Origin of the sequence: Chitinophaga sp. (genome assembly GCF_039596455.1) — a bacterium.
Classification (GTDB): Bacteria; Bacteroidota; Bacteroidia; order Chitinophagales; family Chitinophagaceae; genus Chitinophaga.
Genome location: NZ_JBCNJR010000001.1, coordinates 331,870 through 347,670 on the forward strand (window position 1 = coordinate 331,870; position 15,801 = coordinate 347,670).

At 51.6% G+C, this 15,801-nt stretch carries 18 protein-coding genes; 3 read left to right on the forward strand and 15 right to left on the reverse strand.

Annotation, left to right across the window (positions count from 1 at the left end):
• Positions 1-4 precede the first annotated feature (4 nt).
• Genes ABDW36_RS01250 through ABDW36_RS01260 form a run of 3 tightly spaced genes read right to left on the reverse strand, consistent with a single transcriptional unit; the run spans position 5 to position 2,549 of the window.
• Positions 5-709 (reverse strand): response regulator transcription factor, encoded by a 705-nt coding sequence (locus tag ABDW36_RS01250; protein ID WP_343700064.1) that lies wholly within the window; start codon positions 707-709, stop codon positions 5-7.
• Positions 710-741: 32 nt separating this feature from the next.
• Complete coding sequence (locus ABDW36_RS01255; protein ID WP_343700065.1) at positions 742-1,533, reverse strand: DUF3108 domain-containing protein; 792 nt, start codon at positions 1,531-1,533, stop codon at positions 742-744.
• 11 nt (positions 1,534-1,544) lie between these two features.
• Positions 1,545-2,549 (reverse strand): lysylphosphatidylglycerol synthase transmembrane domain-containing protein, encoded by a 1,005-nt coding sequence (locus ABDW36_RS01260; protein WP_343700066.1) that lies wholly within the window; start codon positions 2,547-2,549, stop codon positions 1,545-1,547.
• A 13-nt stretch (positions 2,550-2,562) separates the two neighbouring features.
• Between ABDW36_RS01260 and ruvC the strand changes: the two genes are divergently transcribed.
• Complete coding sequence (ruvC, locus tag ABDW36_RS01265) at positions 2,563-3,126, forward strand: crossover junction endodeoxyribonuclease RuvC (protein WP_343700067.1); 564 nt, start codon at positions 2,563-2,565, stop codon at positions 3,124-3,126.
• Positions 3,127-3,290: 164 nt separating this feature from the next.
• On the forward strand, positions 3,291-3,992 hold the full coding sequence (locus ABDW36_RS01270) for a response regulator transcription factor (protein ID WP_343700068.1): 702 nt from the start codon (positions 3,291-3,293) through the stop codon (positions 3,990-3,992).
• Here the strand turns inward: ABDW36_RS01270 and ABDW36_RS01275 are convergent.
• From ABDW36_RS01275 to rsmA, 4 genes are all read right to left on the reverse strand, one after another.
• Complete coding sequence (locus ABDW36_RS01275; RefSeq protein WP_343700069.1) at positions 3,987-4,376, reverse strand: HIT family protein; 390 nt, start codon at positions 4,374-4,376, stop codon at positions 3,987-3,989. The two genes, ABDW36_RS01270 and ABDW36_RS01275, sit on opposite strands and share 6 nt — an antisense overlap.
• Positions 4,377-4,485: 109 nt before the next feature.
• Positions 4,486-4,959, reverse strand: coding sequence for a transcription elongation factor GreA (gene greA, locus ABDW36_RS01280; protein WP_343700070.1), 474 nt, complete (start codon positions 4,957-4,959; stop codon positions 4,486-4,488).
• A gap of 156 nt (positions 4,960-5,115) precedes the next feature.
• Positions 5,116-6,042 (reverse strand): NAD(P)-dependent oxidoreductase, encoded by a 927-nt coding sequence (locus tag ABDW36_RS01285; RefSeq protein WP_343700071.1) that lies wholly within the window; start codon positions 6,040-6,042, stop codon positions 5,116-5,118.
• Positions 6,039-6,791 (reverse strand): 16S rRNA (adenine(1518)-N(6)/adenine(1519)-N(6))-dimethyltransferase RsmA, encoded by a 753-nt coding sequence (gene rsmA / locus ABDW36_RS01290; RefSeq protein WP_343700072.1) that lies wholly within the window; start codon positions 6,789-6,791, stop codon positions 6,039-6,041. The genes ABDW36_RS01285 and rsmA overlap by 4 nt, the downstream gene beginning before the upstream one ends.
• A 113-nt stretch (positions 6,792-6,904) precedes the next feature.
• Between rsmA and pdxA the strand changes: the two genes are divergently transcribed.
• Positions 6,905-7,984: a 4-hydroxythreonine-4-phosphate dehydrogenase PdxA gene (gene pdxA / locus ABDW36_RS01295; protein ID WP_343700073.1), complete on the forward strand. Its 1,080-nt coding sequence runs from the start codon at positions 6,905-6,907 to the stop codon at positions 7,982-7,984.
• A gap of 137 nt (positions 7,985-8,121) precedes the next feature.
• Here the strand turns inward: pdxA and ABDW36_RS01300 are convergent, their stop codons facing one another.
• The 8 genes from ABDW36_RS01300 to atpB all read right to left on the reverse strand — a co-directional run bounded on the left by ABDW36_RS01300 (position 8,122) and on the right by atpB (position 15,788).
• Positions 8,122-8,421 carry a transcriptional regulator gene (locus ABDW36_RS01300; RefSeq protein ID WP_343700074.1) on the reverse strand — a complete coding sequence of 100 codons (300 nt, stop codon included), beginning with the start codon at positions 8,419-8,421 and terminating at the stop codon, positions 8,122-8,124.
• 66 nt (positions 8,422-8,487) lie between these two features.
• Positions 8,488-9,132 carry a hypothetical protein gene (locus tag ABDW36_RS01305; RefSeq protein WP_343700075.1) on the reverse strand — a complete coding sequence of 215 codons (645 nt, stop codon included), beginning with the start codon at positions 9,130-9,132 and terminating at the stop codon, positions 8,488-8,490.
• Positions 9,133-9,153: 21 nt separating this feature from the next.
• On the reverse strand, positions 9,154-11,310 hold the full coding sequence (locus ABDW36_RS01310; protein WP_343700076.1) for a TonB-dependent receptor: 2,157 nt from the start codon (positions 11,308-11,310) through the stop codon (positions 9,154-9,156).
• A gap of 208 nt (positions 11,311-11,518) precedes the next feature.
• Entirely contained in the window at positions 11,519-13,096 is a 1,578-nt protein-coding gene (gene atpA / locus ABDW36_RS01315; protein WP_343700077.1) for a F0F1 ATP synthase subunit alpha, read from the reverse strand.
• A gap of 87 nt (positions 13,097-13,183) precedes the next feature.
• Positions 13,184-13,744 (reverse strand): ATP synthase F1 subunit delta, encoded by a 561-nt coding sequence (gene atpH / locus ABDW36_RS01320; protein ID WP_343700078.1) that lies wholly within the window; start codon positions 13,742-13,744, stop codon positions 13,184-13,186.
• A gap of 22 nt (positions 13,745-13,766) precedes the next feature.
• The gene (gene atpF, locus ABDW36_RS01325; protein ID WP_343700079.1) at positions 13,767-14,261 is read right to left on the reverse strand and encodes a F0F1 ATP synthase subunit B; all 495 of its coding nucleotides are present in this window, start codon (positions 14,259-14,261) and stop codon (positions 13,767-13,769) included.
• Between the two features lie 90 nt (positions 14,262-14,351).
• Complete coding sequence (atpE, locus tag ABDW36_RS01330; RefSeq protein WP_119078125.1) at positions 14,352-14,615, reverse strand: ATP synthase F0 subunit C; 264 nt, start codon at positions 14,613-14,615, stop codon at positions 14,352-14,354.
• Positions 14,616-14,657: 42 nt separating this feature from the next.
• A complete protein-coding gene (gene atpB / locus ABDW36_RS01335) occupies positions 14,658-15,788 on the reverse strand; it encodes a F0F1 ATP synthase subunit A (protein ID WP_343700080.1) in 1,131 nt (376 codons plus the stop codon).
• Positions 15,789-15,801: the final 13 nt, after the last annotated feature.

The following is a 15,801-nucleotide window of genomic DNA, read 5'->3' on the forward strand; positions in this document are numbered from 1 at the left end:
TCGTCTATTCCTTCACCACCAGTCTGAACCCGTTGCCGTGAATGTTCACGATCTCTATGTTCGGGTCATCTTTCAGGTATTTGCGCAATTTGGCGATATATACGTCCATGCTGCGGCCGTTAAAATAGGTATCGCTGCCCCAGATCTTTTTCAGCGCCACTTCCCTGGGCAGCAGGTCGTTTTTATGCTCGCAGAGCATATGCAGCAACTCGTTCTCTTTCGGGGAAAGCGTGTGCGTGGCCTCACCGCCCTTGGTAAGCGTGCGCAGGCGGGAGTTGAAGGCGTATTGCCCTACCTTGAACTCGAACTGCTCTTCTTCCTTGCTGTTCAACTCCTGGTTGCGTTTCAGGATGGCCTTTATTTTCAGCAGCAGCAGCTCGCTGTCAAACGGTTTGGAAATATAATCGTCCGCACCCAGCTTATACCCCTGGATGATGTCTTCCTTCATGGTTTTGGCGGAGAGGAAAAACAGCGGGATGTCAGGGTCTACGTCCCGGATCTCTTCGGCCAGCTTAAAACCGTCCATATTGGGCATCATGATGTCCAGCAGGCAGATGTCGAATTTGTCACGGCGGAAGGCGGCCAGCGCCAGAATGCCGTCCCGGCAGAGTTCTACGTCATAGTCATTCAGCTCCAGGTAATTCTTCAGCACCATGCCGAGGTTGGTATCATCTTCCGCCAGCAATATTTTAGGTTTGCGTTCTTCCATATCCAGTTAGTTTTAGGCTGTAACAAATATACTCATCTTTTTTTCACCAGCGAGGCGAGGGGGTGCCGGAGGTTGGCATAGTTGATCATATCTACCTTGATGCTGCCAACAGAAATGGGGCTGTCTATCCGCAGGGGTATCTTGTTCCCGTCATCGCTCACCCATACGGTCATCTGCTCCCCGCCCTGGAAAATAGTGCCCTTGATGAGCAGGGGCTTGAACTTGATGGCGCGGAACGTGCCGTAGCGGGTATCTACGTTTTCCTTGCCTATATAGCGGATGTAGATCTCGTATACCTCATCGTCAAGGAACATGCTGAAGGGTATCTTGTCTCCCGGTTTGTACTTGGAAAAATCTATGTTGCGGGCGTAATAAATGGAGCTGATCACGTCCTGCACGCAGCCGGGCACCTTGAAAGTACCGTTGGTGCTGGTGGCCTGGTCCGTTTCCCGGTTGAAGCCCACGTTGTTGTAGATCTTGTAGCCGCCTTCGCTCACATTGCGGATAAAGCGGATGGGCAGCATGGTGGCGGTATCTATATAGCTTTCGTATTTGTCGCGCACTTTGAAGAACCAGTCGTACGTACGGTAAGTACGCCCTTCCCCCACTACATGATAAGCATCTTTACCGCTGTATTTTTCCAGCTTGCAGGTAAAGGTGGCCTCACCGGCGCCTACATACATACTGCCAAGGTTATAGAACACTTTCAGGGTGAGGGACTCGCCGGCCCTGAAACTTGTATTGGAGATACCACAGAACTCGTCCTGGGCGAAAGACCGTCCGGCTATGGTTAACCCGCAAAGTAACAGTAAAAAATACTTCATCTGATCTGTCGCTATTTATCCTTGAATATTTTTACGCCCAGCAGCAGCAGCGCTCCCATTACGGCCGGCAACACCAGGTTGATCAGCCATATGGCCACTGTGGCCGCCAGTATACCTGCTGCGTTTGTGCTCAGCAGGCCCAGGAAATGCATGCTGACACTCCCGCGGAGCCCGATTTCCGCAATAGCGATGGTGGGCAGCACGGCCATTACGAGGTAAATCACATTGATCATAAAGAACCCCTGCCACCATACAAAAGACACGCCCAACGCATATAATAAAATCAAATACTGTGCCGAGAACACCACGTACCTGACGGCGCTGAGCAGCAGCAGCTTCTCCAGTTCGCGGGGAGAGTAGCGGGCTATGATCTGGATGAATACTTTCGCTTTCCGCAGCCAGGGTATCCGCTCAAACAGGTCTACAATGATCTTTAGCCGAAAATAAAGTATAAACCCCAGGGTACAAACCACCAGCAAAAAACCTAACAATAATTTTTCCCTGACGGCCGGCTCAAAGTAGCCGCCCCTCGTCATTTCGTACTGATTAATATAGTAAATAAAGCCAATCATACCAAAAACGATGGTAATAATGAGCTGGGAGAAGCTGCCTACAATAGTGGCTGCAATGGCTTTGAGCTTGTTTTTGTTACGCAGGTAGAGAATGCGGCCACCATATTCGCCTATGCGGTTGGGGGTATTGACAGAGAGAGACACGCCGCTGAGTATGGCCCCGAAGGCCCGCCTGAAGGGCACTTCTTCCAGCGGCCGCACGAGCAGCTGCCATTTCCGGGCTTCCAGGCCCCAGTTGAGGAACATCATGGCCACTACAACCATCATCAGCACCCATCCTCTCTCCATTACCATCGTTTTCATGTGCTCCCAGGCGGCAGGCAGGTTTTGCTGATGTTGTATCTGCCGGTAGATCATGAAGGTTAACCACACACTCAGGGCGCCGCCCAGCACATAATTGAGGATTATTTTGGTACTTTTGTTCAGTTGTTCAGATTTTGGCAAAAATAGTCTCCGCTTGGCAAACAATGCAAAAATAATTCTTGGCATAGACCCCGGTACCATCATTATGGGGTACGGGTTGATTGCGGTGAGCGGCCGGCAGGCCACCATTATAGAAATGGACGTGCTCAAAATGAACCCTAAAAAAGACCATTACGAGCGGCTGCAGATGATCCACCACCGCATGAACGAGCTGATCATGCAGCACAAACCGGTATGTTGCGCCATTGAGGCGCCTTTCTTCGGCAAAAACGTGCAGAGCATGCTGAAGCTGGGGCGGGCACAGGGCGTGGCCATTGCCACCGCCATGCAGGCGGGGGTAACCGTGGCAGAGTATTCGCCCAAAAAGGTAAAACAGGCCATTACCGGCAATGGCAACGCCAACAAGGAGCAGGTTTGGCAAATGCTGCAGCGTATTCTCAGCTTTACGGAGCAACCCGAGTACCTTGACGCCACGGATGCCCTGGCCGTAGCCGTCTGCCACCACTTCCAGGCAAACAACCCGCTTGCGGCTGCCGGCAAATCAAAAGGCTGGGAAAAATTTCTTCAGCAACACCCCGAACGGGTTTGCAAGCCATAAACTCATTTGAACAAATAGGACCTTGCGGCTGTTTGTTAATTGAGAAAATGTACTTATTTTGAACTAAAATATGGCTGAGCCGCTTACTTGAACCGAAAAAGCGCAAATACAATTGTTACTTTAATGGACTTTTATACCTTTTATCACCCCTAATTTTTTCGTAGATGGATACGAAGGCTAGAATATTACTAGTGGAGGATGATTATAACCTGGGTGCTATAACCAAAAAGCGTTTGGAAGAATCCGGATACGAGGTGACGCATTGCTCCGATGGGGACATTGCCTGGAAAACCTTTCAAAAAAGCCTGTATGATATTTGCCTGTTGGACGTGGTGATGCCAAAGAAGAACGGCTTTGAGCTGGCCAAACAGATCCGGCAGCGAAATGACCTGATCCCTATATTGTTCCTTACTTCCAAATCCCAGGACGAAGACAAGATCAGCGGGTTTAAACACGGCGCGGACGATTATGTGACCAAACCTTTCAGCATGCAGGAACTGCTGCTGCGCATAGAGGTTTTCCTGAAACGCACCCGCCCCCTGAATGCGGACAAACGCACCACGTTTACCGTTGGGAAAACCACTTTTGACTACGGGGAACTGAAGCTGCTGGACAAAGCCGGCAAGGTAAAGGCCAGCCTCACCCAAAAAGAGGCAGACCTGCTGAAGTTCTTTTGTGAAAATGCCAACAAAACCCTGAAGCGGGAAGAGATCCTGTACCACGTCTGGGGGAAGGACGATTATTTCCTGGGCCGCAGCATGGACGTTTTCATCACCAAGATCCGTAAACACTTCCTGGACGATAAAGACGTGAAGCTGGAAACCCTCCACGGCATAGGCTTCAAATTTTATGTTCCAACCTTATAAACCGGCTGTGATCTTTTCCTGTACCGCTTTGAACTCCTCCGGAGACAGCTTGAGCTTCTGACGTGTAAAATTCAGGTCATCCGCAGAATTGATAGGAATGAGGTGCATATGCGCATGCGGCACTTCCAGCCCAACCACGCTTATACCTACGCGGTTGCAGGGCACTGCCTGCTCTATGGCGCGGGCTATTGGTTTGGCAAACAGCAGCCACTCCGCCAGCAGCTGGTCATCCACATCAAAAAACTTGTCTGTCTCCACCTTGGGCACAATGAGCGTATGCCCTTCTACCAGCGGAAAAATGTCAAGGAAAGCATAAAAATGCTCATTCTCTGCTATTTTATAGCTGGGTATCTCTCCTTTGATGATTTTTGAGAAAATGGTCATAGCGCGAAATAATTAAGCCTTTGCTAAGCTACGGCAAAGGGATGGAAAGAAAAAGGTCTTGCCGGAGCAAAGACCTTTTGTGATCACTATTACAACTATTTAAGACCGCTTACACGGTAATGCTTTCAATTTTGAATTTCAGGCTGCCGTTGGGCGCGTTCACCAGCGCTTCCTCCCCTACTTTTTTGCCGAGAAGGCCTTTGCCTATGGGAGAGGTAACGGAAATTTTGCCCTGCTTCAGGTCTGCTTCCTTTTCGGACACCAGCTGATAGGTCATGGTCTTCTTATTGGCCAGGTTGGTGATGGTCACCTTGCACAAAACAGATACTTTAGAAGTGTCTATGGAATCCGCCTCTACTACCCTGGCATTGGCAATCACGTTTTCCAGCGCGGCAATCTTGGCCTCATGCAGGCCCTGCGCTTCCTTTGCGGCATCGTACTCCGCATTCTCCTTCAAATCTCCTTTCTCACGGGCTTCCGAAATGGCTCTGGCTATTTCGGCCCTGCCCTTTGTTTTGAGTTGCGTAAGCTCTTCCCTCATTTGATCAAGGGTCTCCTTGGTTACATAATTTACGCCAGACATAACCTTATTGATTTAGTATAAAGAAAAAAAAATTAACGCCTCCGCTTTCGCAGAGACGTCATTAAGTGTGATGATTGCAAATATAACAAAAATAAAATGCGGAGGGTACACCCAGTCACATATAAAAAACGCTAATATAGCAGCATTTTCACCTGTTTAAATTCCCAACTTCTTCAATACCACCTGGGCCATTTTGATGCTGGCCTCATGAGAATAACCGGCTATATGCGGCGTGAGCACCACCCTGGGGTGCTGCAGCAAAAACTGCAGTTGATCTTTTTCCTGTTGGCTGAACGTGTCCAGCTTTTCATTCTCCAGCACGTCCAGGCAGGCGCCGGCAAGGGTGCCGGCTTCCAGGGCGCTGATCACGTCTGCCGTGCTCACCACTTTGCCGCGGGAAGTATTAATGAGGATAGCGGGCTTGGAGAAACGGCCAAAAAACGCAGCATTGCCCAGGTGGCGGGTTTCTTCGGTAAGGGGCAGGTGCAGGCTTACCACGTCCGCCTCACGGTAAATGGTGTCCATATCCGTTTCCTGCACGTAATCATTGCTGAAACCGGTCTTGTACTTGTCATACGCCAGCATACGCACGTCAAAGCCCCTCAGCTTGCGGGCAAAACTGCTGCCGGTGTGGCCGTAGCCTATGATGGCAATAGTTTTGCCTCCCAGCTCCCAGGCCCGGTTGCCATCCCGCTCCCAGATGAACTGCCGCAGCTCCAGATTGCTCTTCAGCAGGTTGTGCATCAGCATGATGAGCATGCCTGTGGCCTGCTCGCCCACCGTATCCATATTGCCCTCCGGGCTGCTGGCGCACTGAATCCCCTTGCTTTGGGCATAGGCCACGTCTATCAGCTCCATGCCGGAGCCCAGGCGCCCTATCCATTCCAGCTGGGGGGCCGCATCAATGATAGCCTTGTCTACTTTTATGCGGGTGGTGACGATCAGCCCCCTGCAGTCATGAATAGCCTGCAGCACGCCGTTGTAGGTAATAGAAGGTTCGTATTGTACGGTGTATCCTTTTGCTTCCAGTTGATTGATCAGGTATTCGTGTACTTTGGCAGTAATTAAAACTTTCTGGCTCATAACATATGTTCGGAAAGGGTAACAAAGTCTGCCACAGTAAGCTCCTCTGCCCTTTTGGTAAATATTGGTCCCTGTAAAAATGTTTTGTCAAAAAAACCCTTCAGCGGGTTGCGCAGCTGTTTCCTGCGCTGGCCAAAGGCCGTTTTCACCAGCAGGGTGAACTTTTTCTCGCTTTTCACGGCCAGCGGGGCCTCCAGGCGGGTAAGCCTGATAACGGCAGATTTTACCTTGGGCGGCGGGTTGAAGCTCTGCTCATCCACTTCAAACAGGTATTCCACCTTGTAGAACCGCTGCAGCAGCACGCTCAGAATGCCGTAGTCTTTATTGCCATGCCCCGCGGCTATACGTTGCGCCACCTCTTTCTGGAACATGCCTACCACTACGGGCACCTGCTCCCGCCAGTCCAGCACGCGGAACATGATCTGCGTGGAGATATTGTAGGGGAAGTTGCCGATAATGGAAAACTGGCCGCTGAAAGGCGGCTGCATATCCAGGAAGCTTTCGTTGATCAGCTTTCCGCGAATGGCAGGCCAGGTTTTCTGCAAATATTCCACCTTTTCCGCGTCCAGCTCAACGGCCCTGAACGTAACACCCGGCAGCTCCAGCAGGTATTTGGTGATGGCGCCGCCACCGGGGCCTACTTCCAGCAGTTGCAGGCCTTCGTGTACGGGCATGGCCTCCACTATTTGCCGGCACATGTTCTCATCCTTGAGGAAATGCTGACCCAGTGACTTTTTAAGCGTATACATGGAATAGTTTGAAGGGCAAAATTAAGGAATAGTCTCCAGTTTGCCCCGCGCGGCCCGCAATCTGTCAACAATTACACGTATATTTGTCAGGTCATTTTTTATCCACAAAACGCATGAGTACAGCCACTGCACATACACACCGCCCCGTGATAGGGATTTCGGTGGGAGACCTCAACAGCATCGGAACGGAAGTTATTATCAAGACTTTTGCTGACAACCGCATGCTGGAACTCTGTACCCCGGTTATTTTCGCGTCTAACAAAACCGTTAATTTCTACCGGAAACTGCTCAGTGAAAACAACTTCAACTACCAGAGCATAAAAGATTTTGGCCGGCTCAACCCCAAACAGGTAAGCGTTTTCAACTGCTGGGAAGAAGAAGTGCAGATCACCCCCGGCATCCTGAACGATACCGGCGGCAAGTACGCCGCCCGCTCGCTGGCTGTAGCTATTGAATGCCTGAAAGACAAACAGATAGACGGCCTGGTGACCGCGCCCATCCACAAAAAGAACATACAAAGCGCAGACTTCAACTTTACCGGCCACACGCCCTACCTGCAAAACGCCTTCCAGAGCAAAGACGTGCTGATGTTCATGACGGCAGACAATATGCGGGTAGGCCTGCTCACTGAACATGTGCCCGTAGCGGAAGTAGCCAAATACGTAACAAAAGAGAACATCCTCAGCAAGCTGTTCCTGATGAGAGACAGCCTGGTGAAAGACTTTGGTATAGACAAGCCGCGTATTGCCGTGCTGGGGCTCAACCCCCATGCGGGAGACGAAGGGCTGATAGGAGATGAGGAGATCAAACATATTTCCCCGGCCATTAAAGAGGCCAAGCACAGGAACATGCTGGTTTTCGGGCCGTACAGCGCAGACGCGTTCTTTGCACGGGAAATGCACCTGAAGTTTGACGGGGTGCTGGCCATGTATCACGACCAGGGGCTGATCCCCTTCAAATCACTGGCGCAGGGCGAAGGCGTGAACTTCACGGCCGGCCTGCCCATTGTACGCACTTCTCCAGACCATGGCACCGCTTTTGACATTGCCGGCAAAAATATAGCAGACGAGTCTTCTTTCCGGCAAGCCGTATTTACCTGCATAGATATTATTGCAAAACGCAAAACATACGCTGAAAACACACAGAACCCTCTTAAGAAAACGGAGATCGCTTCCGAAAGAGGGGCCGTGTAGGCAGTTCGAAAGGAAATGGATGGCAGCCCTCATACCCGCAGGCTGCCATTTTTTATTGCCCAGATGTAGCAGCAAATCATTTCAGCGGAAGATGAAGTTAGCACAAAGCGCTGCATCGGGTTGACAGTAGCGTGGCATCACTTTTTTTTGCCGGCGTGCAGGTAAGATTCGATAGACTTCACGTAGTTCCCGAACGCGCGCCTGCCAGTATCTGTAATTCTGCAGATGGTTTGCGGATAGTTGTCTTTGAATTGTTTGGCAACATCTATGTAAGCTGCTTCTTTCAGCTTGTTGATCTGCACGCTGAGGTTGCCCGCCGTAGCGCTGGTTTTTTCTTTCAGCAAGGTAAATTCCGCTTCCTGCTCGCTGATCAGCACGGCCATAATAGCCAGCCTTAACTGCGAATGTAATACCGGGTCCAGCTCTTTAAAATCCATCTCATGTATTTAAACAGAAAAAATAGTTTACGGACAGCAATGCCGCCCGTAAACTAATCATTTTTTTTATTTAATGCCGGCCAGCAATTGCTTCACATACGCTTCTCCCCAGTTGGGCGCAATGGCGCTTTCCGGCTTGAAAGCGGCATATTTCTGCAATGACAGTTCCAATGCTTCTTTCGCTTTGGTTTTGCTGCCGCCGAAGGCCTCCGGGGTGTACAGCAGAGATTGCCCCTGCAGCATGTACACACGCGGGTTTTCCGGGTCCAGCTGTTTGGCTTCTTCCAGGAAAGCGCCAGATTCAGGGCCATACTTCGGGCCGCGCGTCATAGGGTCTACCGCTATGCGGGCTGAGGAGATCATGGACTGGATGCAGGATATTTCGGAGTTCTTTCCCTTCAGCGCCAGCGCCTTTTCAATGTTCAGCAACGCCTTGTCAGCCAGCCCGTCTACCTTACCCTTGTCTTTGGCCATGTAGGCTTCGTTCACGCGGCAATAAGCGGCATAGTAGTAGGGCAGCCACTGGGTCTTTTCCGCCTCGGCAATGCGCTCAAAAGTATTGGCCAGCTGCTGCATGCCGCCGGCGCTGTAGGTGCTGCTGCTGTCCAGCATGCCCACCTGCTGTTTCATGGCATCGTTGTATTGTTCGCTTTGCGCGTTAGCGGCAATGGTAATGCCGGTGAATAAAAGGGAGAAAAGCATTCTTTTCATATGATGTCTGGTTTTAGGTTTTTATTGTCTGTCTATTACTTCCTGCCGGCGGTCTATGCCGAAACTCATAAACATACCCAGGTAAAAGAAGCGCGGCGCCATGGGGCCTACCATTCTTCTGCGGAGCTTATCTGAAGAATAACGGAAACCGTATTCCTGGTCGTTGCCCAATACGTTAGACATGGTGAACACAAATACCGTAAAGGCTTTGCCAACGGTGGTAAGATAGTTCAGGTTCAGGCTCAGCGTGTTCAGGTTGCGGGTACGGTCTTTCATGAACTCGCTTTCCGGGCGGTTAGGATCGTAGTAGGGCCTGCCTGTGGCAAATGAATAGGTGGCGCCCACGTTCAGCTGCACGGCAGGTATATAATGCTTGTACACCAGCGTGGCGGTATGCCGGGCCGCAAAGTCAGGCTGCACCTCAAAAGGATAATTGAGGTAGTCCCGTTTGGTATCCAGGTAAGAATAGGATAACCAGTAATCCACGTTTTTGATCGACTTGCGGTCACGCCAGAACAGCTCTGCTCCTTTCGCGTAGCCGGTACCGTTATTATTGAGGCCGGGCACTGTTTTCACGAGGTCGTGATACTTTTTGTAAAACACTTCGCCGCGCAGTGTATAAAACTCTGAAATGCGCTGGTAACTGGCAATATAGTGCGTGGCGCGCATAAAGGCCAGATCGTGCTGCATGCGGAGATACTGCTGCTCGGGCTTCTGGTAAAATTCACCGTAGGCAAAGGCCACCTGGCTTTTATCGTCCAGCTTGTAGGCCAGTGAGGCGCGGGGCGCTATGTTGGAAGCCCTGAGCAACGACGTGTACTCATACCTGGCGCCCAGCCGGCCCACAAAGCGGGGCGTAAAATAAACGTCTGCTTCCGCAAAGGTGGCGGAGTAACTGTCTACATAGTCAATATCATACTGGTTAAAGCGGCTGCGTTCATCTGCGTACTGGTACTCGCTGCCGATGCGCAGCATGGAGAAGCGGCCCAGCATCCGCGTTACCATGAGGCGGAACTGGCTGAGGTCTTGCCGGGCGTTGATGCGGGTGGGCGCGGGAGATTTGCCTATGGTATCCATATAAATACGGTCCTGGTTGGTGCTGAAGGAGGTACCCAGGTTAAGTTTCCAGCCTTTGCCCAGGTTTTCCCTGTAGCTCACGTTGGTATAGAGATACTTGTTCTCCAGTTCAAAATCTTCATTAAAACCGGGGTACTCCAGGCTTTCACCCTGGAAGCCGAAGCGGTTCCAGGTGGCGTTCACAAATATTTTAAGCATGCCGGTTTTGGAGGTTTTGAGGCGGTAATTGCCGGAGCTGTTAAAGCCTTGCGGCGCTATGGTAGGTTTTTGCTGCTGTTTTACCAGCGCAAAGTAGGGTGAAAGGTTGAAGTAGTCCATTTCAAAGCCGTATGCCTGTTTTTTGTTTTTGGAGAGGATGTCTACTCCCACGCTGGGCCCCACTGAACCAATGCCCAGGCTGTAGGAAGAGCGGTCTGGCAGGTCCGTAGATTCCAGCACCAGTGCGGAGGAAAGCCCCTGCCCGTACTGTGCGGAATAGCCGCCGCTGCTGAAGGTAGTGCCTTTGAAGAGAAAGGGAGAGAACCGGCCGCGGGCCGCAAAGTCAGGCATGCCGCTGGTAAAAGGGTTGCGCACCAGCATGCCGTCTATAAAAGTTTGCGTTTCGTACCCTGTGCCCCCTCTTACAAAGAGGCCTTCCTTCTCCCCTACCTGCTGCGCACCGGGCAGGGTTTTCAGGGCGGAAACAATGTCTGCGTTGGCGCCTGCGGTGGTGACAATGTCCAGCGGTTTCAGTACGGTGTTCTTTTTTTCATCACTGGCTTCAAAGCTGCCGGCAGAGATGGTCACCATTTTCAGCTCGTTCACGCTTTCTTTCAGTATGAGGTTCAGCTGCGTAGCAGTTGCCAGGTCTGTTTTGATTTCCAGGGTCTGGTAGCCCATGAGCGAGGCGGTGAGCAGGCGTTCTCCCTTTACTGTGGTGGTAAAGGAGAAACTGCCATCTGCCGCGGTGGTAGCGCCGTCATATGTGCCGGCTATGGCAATGTTCACTCCGGCCAACGGCTTCTTTTTGGCGCTGGTAACACGGCCGCTCACCGTAGTTTGGGCCTGCGTCAGCAGGGGTATGAAAGCGAGGAAGATCAGGGTTGCAAATGGTTTAAACATATAGTTAGGTTAGAAGGTTGAGGCAAATTTAAACTGGTTTATAATGTAAACCAAAGTCCGGGCCGGGGAGATCGGTGAAACCGGGGGTGGGGCCGGTGAAAATAGGAATTCAGGCGGTCAGGCCGGGGCGCCGGGGGGTGAATATCCCCAAAAGAAAAGAGCGCCTCCGGATGGAAACGCTCTTCTCAATGATTATCGTTAGAAAATACTATGCAAACCTGGGCTTCAGTTCATCGGCCAGGGCTACCATTTTCTTGATGCCATCTTCAGGCAGGTTGCCTTTTTTGAATTCGCCCAGCACTTCAGGCAGCCTTACTTCCATTTCGTGCAGGAAGGCGTCTTCGAAGGCCCTGATGTTTTTCACGGGCACTTCGCGCAGCAGGCCATTGGTACCGAGGTAGATAATGGCTACCTGCTTTTCTACGGAGAAGGGGCTGAATTGCGGTTGTTTCAGAATTTCCACGTTACGCGCACCTTTGTCCAGTACGGATTTGGTAGCAGCGTCCAGGTCACCGCCGAATTTGGCGAAGGCCTCCATTTCGCGGTACATGGCCTGGTCAAGCTTCAGGGTACCGGATACTTTCTTCATGGATTTGATCTGCGCGTTACCGCCTACGCGGCTTACGGAGATACCCACGTTGATAGCGGGACGGATACCGGCGTTGAACAGGTTGTTCTCGAGGAATATCTGTCCGTCAGTGATGGAGATCACGTTGGTGGGGATGTACGCAGATACGTCACCCGCCTGGGTTTCGATGATGGGCAATGCCGTGAGGGAACCACCGCCTTTTACAAGGTGTTTGATGGAGTCAGGGCAGTCATTCATCTGCTGTGCAATTTCATCTTTGGCAATGATCTTTGCAGCGCGTTCCAGCAGGCGGCTGTGGAGGTAGAATACGTCACCGGGGTAAGCTTCACGGCCCGGGGGGCGGCGCAGCAGCAGGGACACCTCACGGTAAGCTACGGCCTGTTTGGACAGGTCATCGTAGATGATCAGCGCGGGGCGGCCCGTGTCACGGAAAAACTCGCCAATGGCAGCACCGGCAAAAGGAGCGTAGAACTGCAGCGGAGCGGGGTCAGAAGCAGAAGCGGCTACGATGGTGGTGTAAGCCAGGGCGCCGTTATCTGCCAGGGTTTTCATCACACCGGCAATGGTGGATGCTTTCTGGCCGATAGCTACGTATATGCAATATACCGGTTTGCCGGCATCGTAAAATTCTTTCTGGTTGATGATGGTATCCACGCAGATGGCGGTTTTACCGGTCTGGCGGTCACCGATCACCAGCTCACGCTGGCCGCGGCCAATGGGGATCATGGCGTCAATAGCCTTGATGCCGGTTTGCAGCGGTTCTTTTACCGGTTCGCGGTAGATAACGCCGGGGGCTTTACGCTCCAGGGGCATTTCATACAGTTCACCGGTGATGGGGCCTTTACCGTCAATAGGGTTGCCCAGTGTGTTCACCACGCGGCCTACCAGGCCTTCGCCCACTTTAATGGAAGCGATCTGGCCGGTGCGGCGTACGGTATCGCCCTCTTTAATTTCGGAATAATCACCCATCAATACCACACCCACGTTATCTTCTTCCAGGTTCAATACGATGGCCTTTACGCCGTTCTCGAATTCAACCAGCTCACCGGAGCGCACGTTGTTCAGGCCGTACACGCGGGCAATACCGTCACCTACGGAGAGTACGGTGCCTACTTCTTCCAGCTCAGCGGAGGCATTGAAGTTGCTCAGTTGCTGGCGCAAGATCGCCGAAATTTCATCTGGTTTAATGTCAACCATGTTGTTATGCTTTTTTAAAAGAGTCGTTAAAGTTAAAAATTATAACGACAACAGCTTTGCGGTTACGCAGCGGCTGCTGTTAAATACTTATCTGATCTCAGACACGTAAATGTTCTGAAGAAACTGTTTCTTGATGTCTTTCAGGTCACGCAGTACGGAGGCGTCAAACAGCTCGTTGCCGGTTTCCAGCACAAAGCCGCCAATCAGCGCTTCGTTCACCGCGGTTTCCAGTTCTATTTTGCGGCCGGCGGAAGCTTCCACCTTTTCGCGGATGGTGTTGAGCAGCCCCGGCTCCAGGGGAGCGGCGGAGGTCAGCTTCACATGGGTAATGCCTTTGAGGGCATTGTATTGTTGTTCGAACGCCGCGGCAATTTCCGTCAGCACGCTTTCACGGCCTTTTACGGCCAGCAGGCGGATGAAGCCGGAGGTGATGGCGTTGATCTTGCCGTCCAGTATGGCGCCCAGTATCTTGATCTTCTTATCGGCCTTGATAACCGGGCTCTTCAGCAGCACGCCCACGTCAGGATTGCTGCGCAGGATGGACTGCAGCAGCAGTACGTCTCCGTGCACGGCCTCCAGCTCGTTCTTTTCCACCGCCAGGTCTATCAATGATTTAGCATATCTGCTTGCTAAACGGGGATTTTGCATAATCTTTAATTCAGCCGGTTAATTAGTTCATTTTGATTTCAGAAGCCAGCTGGCGGATGTAAGCCTCCTGGTTCTGTTTGTCTGACAGCTCTTTGCGCAGTACTTTCTCTGCTACTTCAATTACCAGCGTGCCCACCTGGTTCTTCACATCGGTGAGCGCGGCCATTTTCTGGTTCTCGATGGCAATGGAAGCATCGTGGATGATCTTTTTGGCTTCAGCCTGGGCCTGCGCCTTGGCTTCGTTGATGATCTGCTCTTTGGCGTCTTTCGCTTCTTTCAGAATTTTGCTGCGCTCGGCTTTTGCCTCTGCCAGCACATGCTCGTGCTCTGCCTTCATCTGGGCCATTTCCTCTTTTACCCTTTCAGCAGTAGCAATAGAATCGGAGATGGAGTCTTCCCTTTCTTTCAATGTGGCAAGAATGGGCTTCCAGGCAAATTTCTTCAGGATCAGGAATACGATCACGAAGATCACCAGTGAAATAACGAATAAGCCTAATGCAGGATTTAACAAATCCATATATCTGTATTTAAGTAGTTGTTATTCTTTTCGAAAGTTGAATTACTGCATCCATTGCCCTGTGCGCCGGATGCAGTAATAAGTTTGTTCTTACAGAACTACGGCCAGCAGACCGGCAATAACGCCGAACAGGGCAACACCCTCTACCAGCGCCGCAGCCAGGATCATGTTAGCACGGATGTCGTTAGCAGCTTCGGGCTGACGGGCGATGGATTCCAGCGCGCTTTTACCGATGTTACCTACACCGATACCAGCTGCGATAGCAGCGATACCAGCGCCGATTGCGCCACCGGCTTGAGCCAGACCTGAGGAAGCAGCTTCAGTAGCCTGCATTAAAACAGTTAAAAGTGCCATGTTGAAATGTGTATTTGAAATTAAAGATTAAACGTTTTCCAATTAATGATGTGCATCATGATGCCCTTCATGCTCCATAGCCTGCCCGATGAACACTGCCGTCAGGTTGGCGAAAATGAAGGCCTGGATGAAGGCAACCAGCAGCTCCAGCAGCATCATCACAATATTGAACACAATGGTGATGGGCAGGAAGCCGTAACCGGCCACCTGGTTCAGGGAACCGAAAATGAATACCAGTGAAATGATGCTCAGGATGATGATGTGGCCCGCCAGGATGTTGGCGAACAGACGTATCATCAGGGACACCGGCTTGGTGAACACGCCGATCAGCTCCACCGGGGCCAGGATCAGCTTTACACCGCCCGGTACGGGAGGGTTAAAGATATGCCCCCAGAAATGCCGGTTGGTAGCCGCCATCATCACCACAAAGCTGATCAGGGCCAGGGCGGCGGTAACGGCAATGTTGCCGGTTACGTTGGCGGAACCGGGCAGCAGGCCCAGCAGGTTGTTGATCAGGATGAAAAAGAAAATGGTGAGTATCAGCGGTACGTACTTGTCTGCTTTTTTACCGGGAATGTTGGGTTTCACCACCTCGTCACGCATGAAAATGATCACCGGCTCAATGAGGCTCTGCAGCCCTTTGGGCGCCTGGCGGTGACCACGGATGCGGTAGGCCTTGGCCACGTTCAGCATGATGATCACCAGCAGCACGGCGGCCAGTAGCATGGAGGTGATATTCTTGGTCATGGACAGATCGTAGATCTTTTCACCGGTAGGCTGGTCATTGGCGTCTACCGCAATGATGGAGCCTTCGGTATGTTCCTTGGCGCTCAGGTGATGATGCTCCAGGTAATGCGCGTCTACCAGGCGGTAGCCGTCATACGCATCGTGCCCGTGATGGAATTTGGAAGAGGAAAAAACAGACAAACCGCGGTCAGGGTTGTAAATAATTACCGGCAGCGGCAAGGTAACATGGGTATCTCCAAAGCTGAACAAATGCCAGTCATGCGCGTCTTTTACGTGGCCAAGAATTACTTCCTTGGCGTTAAAACCTTTCTTTTGACCTTCTGCTTCCGGGGCGTGAGGGTCTTCATTACCCAATGCAAATGCAGCGGAAACGGCCATGGAAAACACCGTTATCAGGGCTACCAGCTTGTATTTGAACCGATTCAAGGAAATCACAGTT